This window comes from Azotobacter chroococcum (assembly GCF_002220155.1).
Classification (GTDB): domain Bacteria; phylum Pseudomonadota; class Gammaproteobacteria; order Pseudomonadales; family Pseudomonadaceae; genus Azotobacter; species Azotobacter chroococcum.
Genome location: NZ_CP011835.1, coordinates 82,722 through 98,382, shown reverse-complemented (window position 1 = coordinate 98,382; position 15,661 = coordinate 82,722). Strand labels below are relative to the sequence as shown.

At 65.6% G+C, this 15,661-nt stretch carries 11 protein-coding genes and 1 pseudogene; 4 read left to right on the top strand and 8 right to left on the bottom strand.

All coding sequences use genetic code 11. From position 1 onward, the window contains the following. Positions 1-2 precede the first annotated feature (2 nt). Positions 3-1,364 (bottom strand): prephenate-dependent tRNA uridine(34) hydroxylase TrhP, encoded by a 1,362-nt coding sequence (gene trhP, locus ACG10_RS00425; RefSeq protein ID WP_089166703.1) that lies wholly within the window; start codon positions 1,362-1,364, stop codon positions 3-5. Between the two features lie 690 nt (positions 1,365-2,054). Between trhP and ACG10_RS00420 the strand changes: the two genes are divergently transcribed. Further along, a complete protein-coding gene (locus ACG10_RS00420) occupies positions 2,055-2,453 on the top strand; it encodes a hypothetical protein (protein ID WP_089166702.1) in 399 nt (132 codons plus the stop codon). A 442-nt stretch (positions 2,454-2,895) separates the two neighbouring features. Here ACG10_RS00420 and polA read toward each other — a convergent pair whose 3' ends face one another. Continuing rightward, on the bottom strand, positions 2,896-5,631 hold the full coding sequence (gene polA, locus ACG10_RS00415) for a DNA polymerase I (protein ID WP_089166701.1): 2,736 nt from the start codon (positions 5,629-5,631) through the stop codon (positions 2,896-2,898). Between the two features lie 73 nt (positions 5,632-5,704). Between polA and ACG10_RS00410 the strand changes: the two genes are divergently transcribed. Both ACG10_RS00410 and ACG10_RS00405 read left to right on the top strand, forming a co-directional pair. Beyond that, positions 5,705-5,992, top strand: coding sequence for a DUF2782 domain-containing protein (locus ACG10_RS00410; RefSeq protein WP_039800707.1), 288 nt, complete (start codon positions 5,705-5,707; stop codon positions 5,990-5,992). A gap of 16 nt (positions 5,993-6,008) precedes the next feature. Beyond that, the gene (locus ACG10_RS00405) at positions 6,009-6,959 is read left to right on the top strand and encodes a homoserine kinase (protein WP_089166700.1); all 951 of its coding nucleotides are present in this window, start codon (positions 6,009-6,011) and stop codon (positions 6,957-6,959) included. 218 nt (positions 6,960-7,177) lie between these two features. On the opposite strand, the gene ACG10_RS00400 is transcribed toward ACG10_RS00405, so the two are convergent. The 4 genes from ACG10_RS00400 to ACG10_RS23465 all read right to left on the bottom strand — a co-directional run bounded on the left by ACG10_RS00400 (position 7,178) and on the right by ACG10_RS23465 (position 10,157). Beyond that, a complete protein-coding gene (locus ACG10_RS00400) occupies positions 7,178-8,020 on the bottom strand; it encodes an alpha/beta fold hydrolase (RefSeq protein ID WP_089166699.1) in 843 nt (280 codons plus the stop codon). A gap of 166 nt (positions 8,021-8,186) precedes the next feature. After that, on the bottom strand, positions 8,187-8,633 hold the full coding sequence (locus ACG10_RS00395) for a nuclear transport factor 2 family protein (RefSeq protein WP_089166698.1): 447 nt from the start codon (positions 8,631-8,633) through the stop codon (positions 8,187-8,189). Between the two features lie 170 nt (positions 8,634-8,803). Continuing rightward, positions 8,804-9,298 carry a hypothetical protein gene (locus tag ACG10_RS00390; RefSeq protein ID WP_089166697.1) on the bottom strand — a complete coding sequence of 165 codons (495 nt, stop codon included), beginning with the start codon at positions 9,296-9,298 and terminating at the stop codon, positions 8,804-8,806. Between the two features lie 70 nt (positions 9,299-9,368). After that, complete coding sequence (locus ACG10_RS23465; protein ID WP_157731335.1) at positions 9,369-10,157, bottom strand: hypothetical protein; 789 nt, start codon at positions 10,155-10,157, stop codon at positions 9,369-9,371. Between the two features lie 142 nt (positions 10,158-10,299). Between ACG10_RS23465 and ACG10_RS24230 the strand changes: the two are divergent. Next, positions 10,300-11,264 (top strand): annotated as a pseudogene (locus ACG10_RS24230) (integron integrase). 61 nt (positions 11,265-11,325) lie between these two features. Here the strand turns inward: ACG10_RS24230 and ACG10_RS00380 are convergent. Together ACG10_RS00380 and ACG10_RS00375 are read right to left on the bottom strand one after the other, a co-directional pair. Then, the gene (locus ACG10_RS00380; RefSeq protein ID WP_089166696.1) at positions 11,326-12,009 is read right to left on the bottom strand and encodes a TSCPD domain-containing protein; all 684 of its coding nucleotides are present in this window, start codon (positions 12,007-12,009) and stop codon (positions 11,326-11,328) included. Between the two features lie 364 nt (positions 12,010-12,373). Further along, the gene (locus tag ACG10_RS00375; protein WP_089166695.1) at positions 12,374-15,628 is read right to left on the bottom strand and encodes an LAGLIDADG family homing endonuclease; all 3,255 of its coding nucleotides are present in this window, start codon (positions 15,626-15,628) and stop codon (positions 12,374-12,376) included. Between the last annotated feature and the right edge of the window lie 33 nt (positions 15,629-15,661).

The following is a 15,661-nucleotide window of genomic DNA, read 5'->3' as shown; positions in this document are numbered from 1 at the left end:
CCTCAGCCGCGGGTGGTGGTGCCGTCCAGCTCGCGCATCAGGAGGGCGTACTCCAGGTCCACGCCCTCCGGCACCGGCAGGTAGAGGGTGTGGCCGTCGCCCGGGGCCACCTCGGCGCGCTCGCCGCGCTTGTTCTCCAGGGCCTCCAGGCGGAAGTTCAGGTTGCCCTGGGGAGTCATCAGCTCGAGGCGGTCGCCCAAGGCGAAGCGGTTCTTTACCTGCACCTCGGCCAGGCCGCCGCGGCGCTCGCCGGTCAGCTCGCCGACGAACTGCTGGCGCTCGGACAGCGAGTAGCCATAGCCGTAGTTCTGGTATTCGTCGTGCACATGGCGGCGCAGGAAGCCCTCGGTGTAGCCGCGGTGGGCCAGCGACTCCAGGGTATCCATCAATGACTTGTCGAACGGCCGGCCGGCCACCGCGTCGTCGATCGCCTTGCGGTACACCTGGGCGGTGCGCGCCACGTAGTAGTGGCTCTTGGTGCGGCCCTCGATCTTCAGCGAATGCACGCCCATCTGCACCAGCCGCTCGACGTGCTGTACGGCGCGCAGGTCCTTGGAGTTCATGATGTAGGTGCCGTGCTCGTCCTCGAAGGCCTCCATGTACTCGCCCGGCCGCTTGCTCTCCTCGAGCAGCATCAGCCGCTCGGTGGGCGCGCCGCTGCCGAGGGTCGGCTCGATCGATTGCAGCGGGACCGGCTCCTGGACGTGGACGATGTTGCCCAGCTCGTCCTCCCTGCCCTCGTGGGCCTTGTACTCCCAGCGGCAGGCGTTGGTGCAGGTGCCCTGGTTGGGGTCGCGGTGGTTGATGTAGCCGGACAACAGGCAGCGTCCGGAATAGGCCATGCACAGCGCGCCGTGGACGAACACCTCCAGCTCCATGCCCGGTACCCGCTCGCGCATCTCGCCGATCTCCTCCAGCGACAGCTCGCGGGAAAGGATCGCCCGGGTCAGCCCCTGGCGGCGCCAGAACTCCACGCTGGCCCAGTTCACCGCATTGGCCTGCACCGAGAGGTGGATGGCCATCGCCGGAAAGTGCTCGCGCACCAGCATGATCAGCCCCGGGTCGGACATGATCAGCGCATCCGGCTGCATGTCGATCACCGGCTGCAGGTCCTTGAGGAAGGTCTTCAGCTTGGCGTTGTGCGGGGCGATGTTGACCACCACGTAGAACTGCCTGCCCTGGGCATGGGCCTCGGCGATGCCGAGCGCCAGGTGGGCGTGGTCGAACTCGTTGTTGCGCACCCGCAGGCTGTAGCGCGGCTGCCCGGCGTACACCGCATCGGCGCCGTAGGCGAAGGCGTAGCGCATGGACTTGAGGGTGCCGGCGGGGGACAGCAGTTCGGGGCGGGGGGCAGAGGCGGTCATGGCGCAGCGACTCGCAGGGGCAGCAAAAGGGCGAAGATTCTACTGCGCTTTGCCGGGACGCGCGTCCTTTCCGATGGGCGCGGGCCCTGGCCCGATCACCCTTTCCTTTGTGCGGCACGCCCTCTGCATGGCGGCCGGGAACCCTGCAACGGCGGGATTTTGCGGTAAGCCATCAGGCCCCGCACTGCCATACAAAGGCATGAAATCGCCGACCGCGGATTGATCCAGATCAGTCAAATCATTACTTTTTGTTTCAGACGGCGACTCCGCCGGCCACAGATCCCAATACCGCCCGGCGCCCGGTTTCCGAAGAACGTCGGCCAGATGAAAAAAGTGCGGAGCAGGGAATACGGAAGCAGCACCCCACCCTGAAATGTGCCTCGGAGGAACTGCCATGAAGAACTTCGCGGCTTCCTCCCCCGGCCTTCGCCCTCCCTGCCCGTCCCGCTGCTCCAGTGGTCGGCTTCCGGGTAGGAATGCACAAATGCAGCTACGTTTTCTTGACTTAGATCAATGAAAGTTCATTTTTTTGGAGGAATTCCGACAAGCGCTTGTCTGCGACGCGACATTTTGTCGCGAACCGAGCCGGGGAAAGGAAGCTAAGTCATTGATTCTACGTACCAATGCGTTTGGCATGTTTCGTGGAATAACCCTGATGTAGCCCACTGAAAGTTCCTCGGAGGAACCGCCATGAAAAAGCTCGGCATCCTGGCTCTGACCCTCGGCCTGCTGACCATCGGCAGCGTCAACGCAGACGAAATCGTCAGTGAAGTGAAAGACCAGACCTCCGGTAAGGCAACGGGCGGCATGACCGGCATGATGGTCGGCGCCGTCGGTGGGCCGATCGGCGCCCTGGTCGGTGCCGGCGTCGGTGCGCTGTTCGGCGGCTCCGCCCAGGATGCAGCCGGTGGCAGCGACCGCGCCTACGTGGTCCGCACCGACAGCGGCGAACTGAAGACGGTGCGCTCGCCGAACCGCGTCTTCGCCGCCGGCGACAAGGTCGAGATCCGCGGCAACCGTCCGCATCCGAAGAAGCCCAAGACCACTGCCCTGGCCGACGCCAGCGACGTCATGCGCACCATCCGCTAAGAGTTCCGCGACCCGGACCTCCGACCGGGCCGCTACCGCGTCAGGCTCTCCCGCTCCCCTGCCTCCCCCTGGCGATCGAAGCGGCGGGAGAGCCGCCTTTACACTTCCTCACGTCAATACCACGCCGTCGGCCTCTCCCGCGCAATCGGGGCCGTCTCGGCGTTTTCGCGCTTTTCCCGGTCCAAAACACTGAATCAGGAACAAAAAAAACCCCGAACTTCATATGGGGGAGGAAGAGGTTCGGGGTTTAACGTCGGACTCCAGGGAGTCCGCATATCTGCCAACACTTAACACAACAAGGAGCATCGAAAGGCTTTTCAGCCAGTCGTACAGGTCTGACTGCACGATCGCTCCAAAAGTTCAGCTCAAAAACATTCCTGGCTGAAAAATGCGGCCTTCGAGGGGGAACCTCCGCCATCGCGATGGCATTCCCGCGCCCGGCTCAGTGCGCCTCGTCCCAGTTGCCGCCCACCCCGGCCTCCACCAGCAGCGGCACGTCCAGATCGGCGGCGCCGCTCATGCGCGGCAGCAGGCCGGCCTTGAGCGCCTCGACCTGGTCCTCGCGCACCTCCAGCACCAGTTCATCGTGCACCTGCAGAATCATCCGCGCATCCAGCCCGCTCTCCAGCAGCCAGCCATCCACCGCCACCATGGCGCGCTTGATGATGTCCGCCGCGCTGCCCTGCATCGGCGCGTTGATCGCCGTGCGCTCGGCGGCCTTGCGCAGGGCGCCGTTCTTCGACTGGATCTCCGGCAGGTACAGGCGGCGGCCGAACAGGGTCTCCACATAGCCCTGCTCGGCGGCCTGCGCCCGGGTGCGCTCCATATAGGCAAGGACTCCAGGGTATCTGGCGAAGTAGCGGTCGATGTAGGCCTGGGCCTGCTTGCGGTCGACGCCGATCTGCTTGGCCAGGCCGAAGGCGCTCATCCCGTAGATCAGCCCGAAGTTGATCGCCTTGGCGCTGCGCCGCTGATCGTGGGAGACCTGCTCCAGCTCGACGCCGAACACCTCGGCGGCGGTGGCGCGATGCACGTCGCGGTCGTGGCGGAAGGCGTCCAGCAGGCCCTCGTCCCGGGCCAGGTGGGCCATGATGCGCAGCTCGATCTGCGAGTAGTCGGCGGCCACCAGCCGGTAGCCCGGCGGTGCGACGAAGGCCTGGCGGATGCGCCGGCCTTCGGGAGTGCGGATCGGGATATTCTGCAGGTTCGGGTCCGAGGAGGACAGCCGCCCGGTGGCGGTCACCGCCTGGTGATAGCTGGTGTGGATACGTCCGGTGCGCGGGTTGATCTGCTGCGGCAGCTTGTCGGTGTAGGTGCCCTTGAGCTTGCTCAGGCTGCGGTGCTGCATGATCACCTGGGGCAGCGGGTAGCCCTGCTCGGCCAGCTCGGCGAGCACGCTCTCGGCGGTGGACGGCTGGCCCTTGGCGGTCTTGGACAGGACCGGCAGGCCGAGCCTCTCGTAGAGGATCGCGCCGAGCTGCTTGGGCGAGGCCAGGTTGAACGCCTCGCCGGCCAGCTCGTGGGCCTCGCGCTCCAGCTGCTGCAGCTTCCCGCCCAGCTCCAGGCTCTGCTCGCCGAGCAGTTTGGCGTCGACCAGCGCGCCGTGGCGCTCGATGCGCGCCAGCACCGGCACCAGCGGCATCTCGATGTCGGTCAACACCCTGGCCAGCGCCGGGATGGCCTCGAGCTTCCGCCACAGGCACTGGTGCAGGCGCAGGGTCACGTCGGCGTCCTCGGCCGCGTAGGGGCCGGCCTGCTCCAGGGCGATCTGGTCGAAGGTCAGCTGCCTGGCGCCCTTGCCGGCGATGTCCTCGAAACGGATGGTGCCGTGGCCGAGGTACTTCAGCGCCAGGCTGTCCATGTCGTGGCGGGTCGCCGTGGAGTCCAGCACGTAGGATTCCAGCATGGTGTCGTAGGCCACGCCGCGCACCTCGATGCCGTAGTGCGCCAGCACGTTCATGTCGTACTTGGCATGCTGGCCGACCTTGGCCCGGGCCGGGTCTTCCAAGAGCGGCTTGAGCGCGGCCAGCACGGCGTCGCGGTCGAGCTGCTCGGGCACACCCATGTAGCGGTGCGCCAGCGGGATATAGGCCGCCTCGTGAGGGGAGACGGCGAAGGACAGGCCGACCAGCTCCGCCTGCTGGGCGTCCAGGCTGGTGGTTTCGCTGTCGAAGGCGATCAGCTCGGCCTGCGCCAGCTTGTCCAGCCAGGCCGCGAAGCGCTCCTGGTCGAGCACGGTCTCGTACTGCGCCCGGGGCGCCGCCGGGTCCGCCGCGGGGCTGTCGGCGCCGGCCGCATGGGCCTCGCGCAGCAGCTCGTCCAGCCAGCTCTTGAACTCCAGCTCGCGGTACAGCTCGATCAGCGCCGCGCGATCCGCCGCCGCCGGGTGCAGCGCATCGATCTCGATGTCCAGCGCCACGTCGGTCTTGATGGTCGCCAGCTGGTAGGACAGGTAGGCCATCTCGCGGTGCTCCTCGAGCTTGGCGGCCAGCGACCTGGCGCCGCGGATCGGCAGCCCCGGCACCTTGTCGAGGCTGGCGTAGATCACGTCGAGGCCGCCGCCCAGGCCCTGCAGGAGGCCGAGCGCGGTCTTCTCGCCGACCCCGGGCACGCCGGGGATGTTGTCCACCTTGTCGCCCATCAGCGCCAGGAAGTCGATGATCAGCTCCGGGCCGACGCCGAACTTCTCCACCACCCCGGCGCGGTCCAGCCGGCTTCCGGTCATGGTGTTGACCAGGCTGATGTGGCCGTCGACCAGCTGCGCCATGTCCTTGTCGCCGGTGGAGATCACCACCGGCCGCTCGGCGGCGGCGCTCGAGCGCGCCAGGGTGCCGATCACGTCGTCGGCCTCCACCCCGTCGATGCACAGGAGCGGCAGGCCGAGCGCCCGCACGCAGGCGTGCAGCGGCTCGATCTGCACCCGCAGGTCGTCGGGCATCGGCGGGCGGTGCGACTTGTAGTGCTCGAACAGTTCGTCGCGGAAGGTCGGCCCCTTGGCGTCGAACACCACCGCGAAGGGGCTGTCCGGATACTGCTTGCGCAGGCTGAGCAGCATGTTCAGCACGCCCTTCACCGCCCCGGTGGGCAGGCCGGCGGAGGTGGTCAGCGGCGGCAGGGCATGAAAGGCGCGGTACAGGTAGGAGGAGCCGTCCACCAGGACGAGAGGGGTCTGGGCCATGACGAAGAATCAACCTTTTCCGCGGGTGCGGCGCTAGAATGACAAGACTTGACGACGAAAGGACAAGGTTACCATGCACACCTTCCCTCGCCTGCTGCTGGCCGCTCTGCTGGCCTTCGGTGCGGTTGGCGTCTTCGCTCAGCAGGATGCACCGTCCGGCGAGCCCGACGTGACCATCCGCGAGGAGGACGACAAGACCATCGAGGAATACCGCGTCAATGGCTTCCTCTATGCCATCAAGGTCACCCCCAAGTTTGGCAAACCCTATTTCCTGGTACGCGCCGACGGCAACGATGCCAACTTCGTGCGTTCCGACGAGCCGACCATGCGGATCCCCGCCTGGAAAATCTTCGAATGGTAAGTGAGCCCTCCTGAACATGTCGGTTTTTACCCCTCTCGAACGCCACGAGCTGGAAACCTTCGTCGCGCCCTACGGGCTCGGCCGGCTGCTGGATTTCCAGGGCATTGCCGAAGGCAGCGAGAACAGCAACTTCTTCGTCAGCATGGAACAGGGCGAGTACGTCCTGACCCTGGTCGAACGCGGCCAGATGGACGATCTGCCGTTCTTCATCGAACTGCTCGACGTGCTGCACACGGCCGACCTGCCGGTGCCCTACGCCCTGCGCACCACCGACGGCCAGGCCCTGCGCAAGCTGGCCGAGAAGCCGGCGCTGCTGCAGCCGCGCCTGCCCGGCAGGCACGTGCAGGAACCCAACGCGCACCACTGCCGAGAAGTCGGCGCCCTGCTCGCCCGCCTGCACCTGGCGACCTGCAAGAGCCCGCTGCCGCGGCCCAGCGACCGCGGCCTGGAATGGATGCTGGAAAAGGGCCCGGAACTCGCCCTGTCGCTGCCGGACGAGCAGCTGCCGCTGCTGCGCGAGGCGCTGGCCGAGGTCGCCCGGCTGAAGGCCCGCCTGCTCGCCCTGCCCTCGGCCAACCTGCACGCCGACCTGTTCCGCGACAACGTGCTGTTCGACGGTGCGCACCTGACCGGGGTGATCGACTTCTACAACGCCTTCTCCGGCCCGATGCTCTACGACCTGGCGATCGCCGTGAACGACTGGTGTTCCCGGGAAGACGGCACCCTCGACCCGCAGCTCACCCAGGCCATGCTCGCCGCCTACTCGGCCAAGCGCCCCTTCCGCGCCGCCGAGGCCGAACTCTGGCCGGCCATGCTGCGCATCGCCTGCCTGCGCTTCTGGCTGTCCCGGCTGATCGCCGCCCAGGCCTTCGCCGGCCAGCAGGTGCTGATCCACGACCCCGAAGTGTTCCGCCGCCGCCTGCAGGCCCGCCGCCACGTCCAGGTCGCCCTGCCCTTCGCCCTGTAATCCCCGTCGTAAAACCCCAGCCTCGCGTAGGGCGGGTTAGCCGCGACGCGGCGTAACCCGCCAAGGATGCCGGCAGGCATCCCCATTGCCGGCCCTGCGGCCGGTCGGTGGGTTACGGCCTGCGGCCTAACCCGCCCTACGAAACGCTGGCACGATCGATTGGCCTGGTACCGGGCGGCAGGCTGGAAAACGCGCACAGCGCTTTTCCACCTGCCTGGCTATGAACGCACGAAGTCCAGAATCGCCTCCACCGTCCGTGCGGCGCCTTCCCCGAAGAGCATGGTCATGTGGTTGCCGGGCACCTCGACGTAGCGCCCGTCGGCCACCGCCGCGACCGTCTCCAGCGCCTGCTCGCGCGGCAGCACCGGCGGCGTGCCCGGCGGCCCGTAGGCGCCCGGGGCGTTGACCAGCAGCATGGGCTGGCGGACGGCGGCCAGATGGCCCGGCCAGTCCTCGGCGAGCAGCCCGTCGAGCGCCTCGCCGATCGCCTCGGGGCGCGAGCGCGGCCTGAGCGTGCCGTCGTCACGGGTTTCCACGTCGGCGCGGTAGGCGCTTTCGATGGCCGGGTCCCACCAGCCCGCGTAGAACGGCATCCGCTTGATCGTCGCCAGATACTCATCCCACGAGGGATGCACCGTACCCAGACGGTCCAGGGACGGCTGGATCAGCTCGCGCACCTGCGGATGGAAAGAGCAGGCCGCATCGAGCACCACCAGCCTGCCGACCCTGTCGGGGTAATGCGCCGCCATGTACAGGGCCAGCAGGCCGCCGAACGAATGCCCGCCCAGCACCACCTGCGCCAGCCCCAGCGCATCCAGCAGGCCGATCACGTCGGCGGCATGCTCGGCCATGCCGTAGCCGCGCTCCGGCTTGTCGCTCAGCCCGCGCCCGCGCACATCCACGGCCAGCACCCGCAGCGCCGGACTCAGCCCCGCTGCGATCAGGCCGTCGAAGGCATGGGCATTGGCGGTCAGGCCGGGCATCAGCACCAGCGGCGGCTCGCCGCCGGGGTGATCCAGACTGTGCAACTGGATGCCGTTGGTCTGTACGAACCGCTCCATGGGCTGCTTCCTCCGATAGCGGGCAGTGACGGGTGAAGGCTGCCGGAAAGGCTCGCCTTCGCTGTTCAGAGGATAGATAACGCCGCGCTTCACCGGCCGAAGCAAGCGTAGCTTGCGAAGGTCCGGTGCACGCGCTTGTTAGGCGCGTCACACTGACGACGAGCCGTCAGGCCGCGCCATCCCACTGCGCTTTAAGATCAACCGCAGCCCGATAGCTCCCATCCATGTAGAAAGGCACCGACGAGTGATCGTGGACGATGCGCCATCGCCCACTTGTCTTCCGAAGACACATCGTCGTGCGGTACCACATATCCTGATCTTCACCGCCTTGGCGCCCGCGCATTCTGTTGAGCGCTGATACGAACGCCAAGTCGCCGTCGACAGTGAGATTAACGTCGCGCGCATCGATCTGGATGGGCCCGTCCCAGCCGCCAAGCCAGGCTGCGACGCTGTCGCGGTTCATTCCGCGGCGCCCTAGTGGCGGCGCCAGATCGAAAATTACAGCGTCCGGCGCATAGGCGTCGACGATGGCATCTGCGTTGTGGTCAGCGTGCGCTCTTGCCAGTTTTTGGAAGAGCACTTCAATCTCGGCCCTATCCGTTGTCGAACTCATCTCATTCCTCCTTTTCGACGTGACAGTCGTCCCAATAGTCGAACGACGGGGTCGTAGATCGACAGACGTCGGGAAGATGTCTCCTACGGCGTCTAACTCCAGCGCCTAACGATGAAGCTCAGCCGCGCCGCTTCGCGGCGTCGGCTGCGGCGGATTGTTATGCAGTAGGTCTATTTGACCATGCCTGACTGTTCTAGGGCTTCCTTCAGAAATCCCTCTAGCCGCGCGGCGTTGATCTCTTGGGTTAGCACAACGAGGTCGCTCGCAAGGGCTTTCAATTGGTCTACCGATGGGAGGGTTTCAAGTTCACCGGGAGCACCCATCAGGCCGGGGTCACCGTCAAGCTCCTTGGCCCAAATCCCATGTGTAAGCCGGTTACGTTGGTTGGTCAGTCTCTCGGCACGGGTCAATAGCGCTGACAGCTTCAAACAGGCCCCACTCGCCCCAAGCTTCTTTCGCGCAAGCTTGCGGATGTATTCACGAAGCTGGCGAGCTCCTTCGTATTGCGTGGCATCTAGCGCTTCTGCAACGCTCAGGTCGGCGATGGACTTGATGGTCATCTTCAGGATGTGACTGAGATGCTCATGCCTCAACGTCACTTCGCCCAATGCTGCCAGAAGTTCCTTGTCGTCTGGTACATAAAACATCAACATCTTCTGGGTCATGGTTCGGCACCGTTTGCAGAATAACGTTGGAGTTCAGCGGCTGCCGAAGGCAGTCCGCTGCAATGACTGGTTAGGTTTCTTTCGCTCTACTGTGAGACGAACGAAACTGGAAAGTGTTTCTATGAGATTTGGTTGCTGTATTAACCATTGCTCGGAAGTCTTTAGACGTGCCGATATTGCGCGAGACAACCTTCAACGTTGGCGAACGCAACAAAGACATAGAGCTGAGCGGTGGTTGAAATGGCCTTGAGTCCACTTTGATGTAGGCGACGATTTCTCCAAAGTAAAGCCTGTATGCGTTTACGCCGCCAGGCCACTTTTCTCGACGAGGATCAAACAGCGGGTAGGCAACAAGGCCGAGTTCTTGCTCGTCTCGCCATCTTGAAAGCAGGGCGTCGAAGACGCCAAAGGATGACGGGGTTTTGGGGGAGAAGGCGATTTCCTGTGCAGTGGTCTCGTGCGGGCCAAGTTCTACGTGCCTGTAAAAGTGCTCCTCCGACACGGATGCTCGCCACAGGACTGCGATCAAAAATTGAAGGAGGCGAGCCTTGTCTACTGAGGTGGATTCAAACCCGACAGTCTTGCCGTGCTGAACCATTGGTTGGAAATGTTTCTCGTATTGCTTGAGCAGAACATCTATTCCGAACGAATCAATAGCGCTGAACTGGGCTTCACACGATTTACAAAGAATCTGCGAGTCGTACACGCCTATCGGCGCCTTCTTTTCCAACTCACCGTAGGCGCCGGAAACCAGAAGTGGCATTTCTTTGTCTTCACGAAGTTCTCGAAAGAAGGCTTCGGGAATGATGTGCGACTTTCCTAGCTTTTCAACTTTTCCGCATCGCTTGCAGGTCAGCATAAGAAACCTAACTACTATTCGACACCAAATGGTGAACAAATACACCATTTGGTGCATAACATTCCCTTGCCGCTGCTGGCAGCTCCCTTGTAGCCTGCGGCCTCTAGCAGGAGGCTGGTGTTCTTTCAGGAAGTTATACACCATGGACGGTAAACCCAAGTTGTTGGACCTGGCTGCGCGAACAAATCCGTAATCGTCATTATTCAATCCGTACTGAAACCGCTTATATCAAGTGAGAGCGGGACTTTATTCGTTATCACAAGTTACGTCATTCGGCAGAAATGGCGCTCCTGAGGTGGAGCGATTCCTGTCGCATCTCGCTGTGGATTTGAATGTCTCGGCATCCACGCAGAATCAGGCGCTGGCTGTCCTGTTGTTTCTCTACAGGCATGTCCTGGCCATCGATCTTCCCTGGCTGAACGACCTGGTGCGCGCCAGGCGGCCCGAGCGCTTGCCGGTCGTCCGGTCCCGCGAGGAAACGCAGCGGCTGCTGGCCTGTTTCGAGGGCGAGCTGGCCTTGGTCACGGGGTTGCTGTACGGCTCCGGTCTGCGCCTCATGGAAGCGATGCGTCTGCGGGTGAAAGACGTGGATTTCGCGCGCAGCGAGATTCTGGTCCGGGACGGCAAGGGCAGAAGGATCGCGTCACCTTGCTGCCGGGCCGGTTGAGCCAGCCGCTGAAACGACATCTCGACTGTGTGAAGGCTTTGCACGAGCGCGATCTTGCCGAGGGTTTCGGCGAGGTCTATCTGCCATTCGCCCTGGCGCGCAAGTATCCGAACGCCGCGAAGGAATGGGGCTGGCAATAGGTTTTTCCGGCTCCCGGCCGCTCGGTCGATCCTCGTTCCGGCATCAAGCGCCGTCACCATATGGACGAGAAGCGGGTGCAGCGGGCCTTCAAGAGCGCCGTGCGGGAAATGGGAATCATCAAGCCGGCCACGCCGCACACCCTGCGTCACTGCTTCGCCACCCATCTGCTGGAGAGCGGGCAGGACATTCGTACCGTGCAGGAACTGCTGGGCCATGCGGACGTGAAGACCACCATGATCTACACCCATGTGCTCAACCGGGGCGGTCTGGGTGTGCTGAGTCTGCTGGATCGGCCTTGAGCTTTCCGCCTTCCTCTCGGTGGATGAGCAGAGCGTCATCCACCCTACCGCCCGGATCGCTTCATCCGCATTTCGAATGCCCACAGTTCAGGCAAGTGGTGCATCCTTCCAACTGTACGACTGCCTGAGTATGGCACTGCCCACAGAGTTCTGCCCCGGGCGGAAAGCCCTCCCCCGGCTCCAGCGCGGCGGCGCCCTGGCTGGCTTCGTAGGCGGCGCGCTTTTCGGCCAGGTAGCGGCGCTGGGCCTCGTCCGGCGCGTGGCCGCGCAGCAGGCCGATGGCGATCAGATGGCGCTCCAGCACCGCGCCGATCTCGGCGACGATCGACGGCATGTAGAGGCCGCCCTTCTTCAGGTAGCCGCCGCGCGGGTCGAACACCGCCTTGAGTTCCTCGACCAGGAAGGTGCAGTCGCCGCCCTTGCGAAATACCGCAGACATGATCCGGGTGAGCGCGACGATCCACTGGAAGTGCTCCATGCCCTTGGAGTTGATGAAGATCTCGAAGGGCCGGCGCTGTTCGAAGCGGGTGCCGGCGTTGAGCAGGATGTCGTTGATGGTCACGTAGAGGGCGTGCTCGAACAGCGGCGACTTGATCTTGTAGGTCACGCCGATCAGCATCTCCGGGCGCTCCAGATGCTCGTCCAACTGTTCGGGCGGCTTGCCGGCCTCGGCCTCGGCGGCGGGCCGCAGGCGTTCGTCGACCACCTGGAAGCTCTTGATGCGCTGCGTGATCTTGACGGTCATGGGTGTTCCCCTTTCGCATTGCCGGCCCGGCGCAAGCGTTCAGTACCAGTCCTTACAAGGTCTTTTGCTTTTCGAGGCTTTGATCGTGCCCGCGCTTCCGCGCGGGCGCGCCGCAGGGGGTGCTCCGGGGTCCCTGCGGCACCGGAGCGCCCGTCCCCGGGTTCCCACGCAGGAGCGTGGGAGCCATCAAACGACGGGGATGATCGTGCCCACGCTCCTGCGTGGGCACGTTGCAACCCGTTGTCCACAAAGGCTTTCTCGTAGGGCGGGTGCAACCCGCCGGACGTGGCAAGGACCTGATGCCCAATGGCGGGTTGCACCCGCCCTACGGAGGCGCCGCCCCGGCGCGGATGCGGAGACGCCTTCAATACTTGCCGTAATAGCCCTCCTTCAGCGCGTCGAACAGGTTGGCGGCGGTGTTCACCTCGCCGTCGTACTCCACCAGCTCGTTGCCCCGGAGTTCGACCACGCTGCCGTCTTCCAGCTCGAAGCGGTACAGGGTGTTTTCCAGGTCGGCCTCGCGGACCAGCACGCCCTGGAAGGCCGCCGGGTTGAAGCGGAAGGTGGTGCAGCCCTTGAGGCCCTGGCGCCAGGCGTAGCGGTAGATGTCCTTGAACGCCTCGAAGGGGTAGTCGGTGGGCACGTTGGCGGTCTTGGAAATGGATGAATCCACCCACTTCTGCGCCGCCGCCTGGATGTCCACGTGCTGGGTCGGGCCGATGTCGTCGGCGCTGACGAAATACTCGGGCAGCCGGTGCGCCGGGTCGGCGCTGTCCGGCTGCGCCTGCGGGTCGATGAGGGCGCGGTAGGCGAGCAGCTCGTAGCTCAGCACCTCGACCTTCTCCTTGGCCTTGCGCCCAGGGCGGATCAGGTTGCGCGAATACTGGTGGGCGAAACTCGGCTCGATGCCGTTGGAGGCGTTGTTGGCCAGGCTCAGGCTGATGGTGCCGGTCGGCGCGATGGAGCTGTGGTGGGTGAAGCGCGCGCCCTGCTCGGCCAGCGCGGCGACCAGCTCGGGGGCGAACTCGGCCAGGCGCTGCAGGTAGCGCGAGTAGCGCGCGTGCAGCACGCGGCCGGGCACCCGGTCGCCGGCCCTGTAGCCGTCGGCGGCCATTTCCGGGCGCTGGCGCAGCATCTTCGCGGTGACCTCGAAATCCTGCGCCAGCAGCGGTGCCGGGCCCTTCTCCTTCGCCAGCTCCAGCGCCACCTGCCAGCCGACCAGCGCCAGCTCGCGGGCCACCTCCTCGGTGAACACGCAGGCCTCGGGACTGCCGTAGCGCAGCCGGAGCAGGGTCAGCGCCGAGCCGAGGCCGAGAAAGCCCATGCCGTGACGGCGCTTGTCGAGGATCTCGCGGCGCTGTGGCTCCAGCGGCAGGCCGTTGATCTCCACCACGTTGTCCAAGAGGCGGGTGAAGACGCGCACCACCTCGCGAAAACGCTCCCAGTCGAAGCGCGCCTGGACGGAAAACGGCTCCTCGACGAAGGCGGTGAGGTTGACCGAGCCGAGCAGGCAGGAGCCGTAGGGCGGCAGCGGTTGTTCGCCGCACTGTCCGGTGACCAGGCCGTTGAAGATCACCGCGTTGCCATCGGGCTGGGTGGTGTCGTAGACCGGCTCGATGCCGGCGCACTCGATGGCGGCGATCGGCGAGCTGAAGCGCTGGGTCTTGCGCAGCGGCCGGCCCTGCGCCCAGGCGCGGTAGCGTTCGGTCTTGTTCGGCAGCAGAAAGCCGATCTCGGCCATGAAGCGCTCGCGCGACTCGCCGTCGACGATCAGCTCAAAATCGGCCTGACAGGCGTATTCCCGTTGTCCGCCACGACCGTCCGGCAAGCGGCGCCGGCTGGCGGCCCGCCGCTGGCGGACGCAGCAGTAGATGCCGAAGTTGGCCAGCAGTTGCTGGACCTCCTTGAGCAGCACCTCGCAGCTGGAGGCCAGGCGTATCGAGCAGCTCTGCCGAGCACTGGAAACATTGACTGTGCCGTCGCACTGGAACAGCGCCCGCAGGTAGCCGCGCACGCAGACCTCGCTGCCGCGCCAGACCACCTCGGGCACGCGCAGCTTGGTCGCCGCAGTGAAGCCGTAATGCTCCAGCAAGCGCGCCAGCAGGATCGAACGGACGAACACCTGATTGCGCTGCGGAACGGCGATGGCCGACACCCGGCGACGGCCGCCGAGACTGGCGGTCAGCGCATTCACCCAGGCCGCCACCGGCTCGCCGAGCGCCCGTTCCTCGCCCCACAGGCTGACGATGGCGACCCGCTGACCCTTGCCACGATGGGTGAAGTGCCCGTCGCCGGCGATCAGGCCGAGCAGGATGCCCAGTTCCTCGCTGCCTTCCCGCCCGAACAGGCCCTTGCCGGACTGGATCAGCAGCCGGTCGCCGACCTTGAGGTCGCGCAGTTTCAGCTTGCCGCGCTCGCTGTAGAAGTCGTGCCATTCGGTCGCCCGGATCGCATAGCCGTCCGCGGTGACCACCCGCCAGACCGGGGCGCGGCCAGCGCTGAGGAAGGCCGGCCTGGCCGGACGGCAGGTGACGCCGCGGGCGTTCTCGGCCAGGCAGCGGCGGTCCACGGCCACCTCCAGCGCGACGCCGCGGCGCTCGAGTTCGGCGATGGGTACCAGGCCGTATTGCGTCGCCAGCCGGGTATCGCCGGTCACGCACGGGTTGGTCGCGCGGATCTCCTCGCACCACCAGTTGTTGTTCAGCTGGTTGACCCGGTCGATGAGGATGAAGCCCGGCTCGGCGAAGTCGTAGGTGGAGGCCATCAGCATGTCCCACAGGTGGCGGGCGCGGACCTTGCCGTAGACCTTGCAGGCTACCCGGCCGTCGTCGCGCACGCGGTAGTCCTCGTGGATCGGCCAGTCGCGCCAGAGCACCTGCTGCGGGTCGTCGAAGTCCAGCCCGGCGGCCTCGCGGGGATGCACCGGGAACACCAGCGGCCACTCGGCGTCGCTCTCCACCGCCTGCATGAACTCGTCGGTGACCAGCAGGCTCAGGTTGAACTGGCGCAGCCGGCCGTCCTCGCGCTTGGCGCGGATGAACTCGCGCACGTCCGGGTGGGCCACGTCGAAGGTGGCCATCTGCGCGCCGCGCCGCCCGCCGGCGGAGCTGACCGTGAAGCACATCTTGTCGAAGATATCCATGAACGACAGCGGCCCGCTGGTGCGCGCGCCGGCGCCGGAAACGAAGGCGCCGCGCGGGCGCAGGGTGGAAAAGTCATACCCCACGCCGCAACCGGCCTTCAGCGTCAGCCCGGCCTCGCGGACCTTGGCGAGGATGTCGTCCATGGAGTCGCCGAGAGTTCCGGAGACGGTGCAGTTGATGGTCGAGGTGGCCGGCTTGCGGTCCTGGGCGCCGGCGTTGGCAACGATCCGCCCGGCGGGGATGGCGCCGTTGCGCAGGGCCCAGAGGAACTGCCCGTACCAGTGCTCGCGCAGCTCTTCGCGCTCGACCTCGGCCAGGGCGCGAGCGACCCGCTGCCAGCTGGCGTCGATGTCGGCGTCGACCGGCGTGCCGTCGGGCTCGACCAGCCGGTACTTCTGCGCCCAGATGTCCTCGGAAGCGGCCTGCAGGGGGATGCTGCCCGCCTCCTGCGGCGCGGATTCGCCGTGCTTTGCCATGCTCCCGGGCCTCTCGTGCGGGCGGGGATTCCC

Bases quoted from the DNA above. Each gene is read 5' to 3' on its own strand.
- ACG10_RS00395 (WP_089166698.1), bottom strand. From the start codon at position 8,633: ATGAGTTCGACAACGGATAGGGCCGAGATTGAAGTGCTCTTCCAAAAA.
- ACG10_RS23465 (WP_157731335.1), bottom strand. From the start codon at position 10,157: ATGCTGACCTGCAAGCGATGCGGAAAAGTTGAAAAGCTAGGAAAGTCG.
- ACG10_RS00400 (WP_089166699.1), bottom strand. From the start codon at position 8,020: ATGGAGCGGTTCGTACAGACCAACGGCATCCAGTTGCACAGTCTGGAT.
- ACG10_RS00420 (WP_089166702.1), top strand. From the start codon at position 2,055: ATGAAAAAGCTCGGCATCCTGGCTCTGACCCTCGGCCTGCTGACCATC.
- ACG10_RS00405 (WP_089166700.1), top strand. From the start codon at position 6,009: ATGTCGGTTTTTACCCCTCTCGAACGCCACGAGCTGGAAACCTTCGTC.
- ACG10_RS00390 (WP_089166697.1), bottom strand. From the start codon at position 9,298: ATGACCCAGAAGATGTTGATGTTTTATGTACCAGACGACAAGGAACTT.
- ACG10_RS00410 (WP_039800707.1), top strand. From the start codon at position 5,705: ATGCACACCTTCCCTCGCCTGCTGCTGGCCGCTCTGCTGGCCTTCGGT.
- ACG10_RS00380 (WP_089166696.1), bottom strand. From the start codon at position 12,009: ATGACCGTCAAGATCACGCAGCGCATCAAGAGCTTCCAGGTGGTCGAC.
- ACG10_RS00375 (WP_089166695.1), bottom strand. From the start codon at position 15,628: ATGGCAAAGCACGGCGAATCCGCGCCGCAGGAGGCGGGCAGCATCCCC.
- trhP (WP_089166703.1), bottom strand. From the start codon at position 1,364: ATGACCGCCTCTGCCCCCCGCCCCGAACTGCTGTCCCCCGCCGGCACC.
- polA (WP_089166701.1), bottom strand. From the start codon at position 5,631: ATGGCCCAGACCCCTCTCGTCCTGGTGGACGGCTCCTCCTACCTGTAC.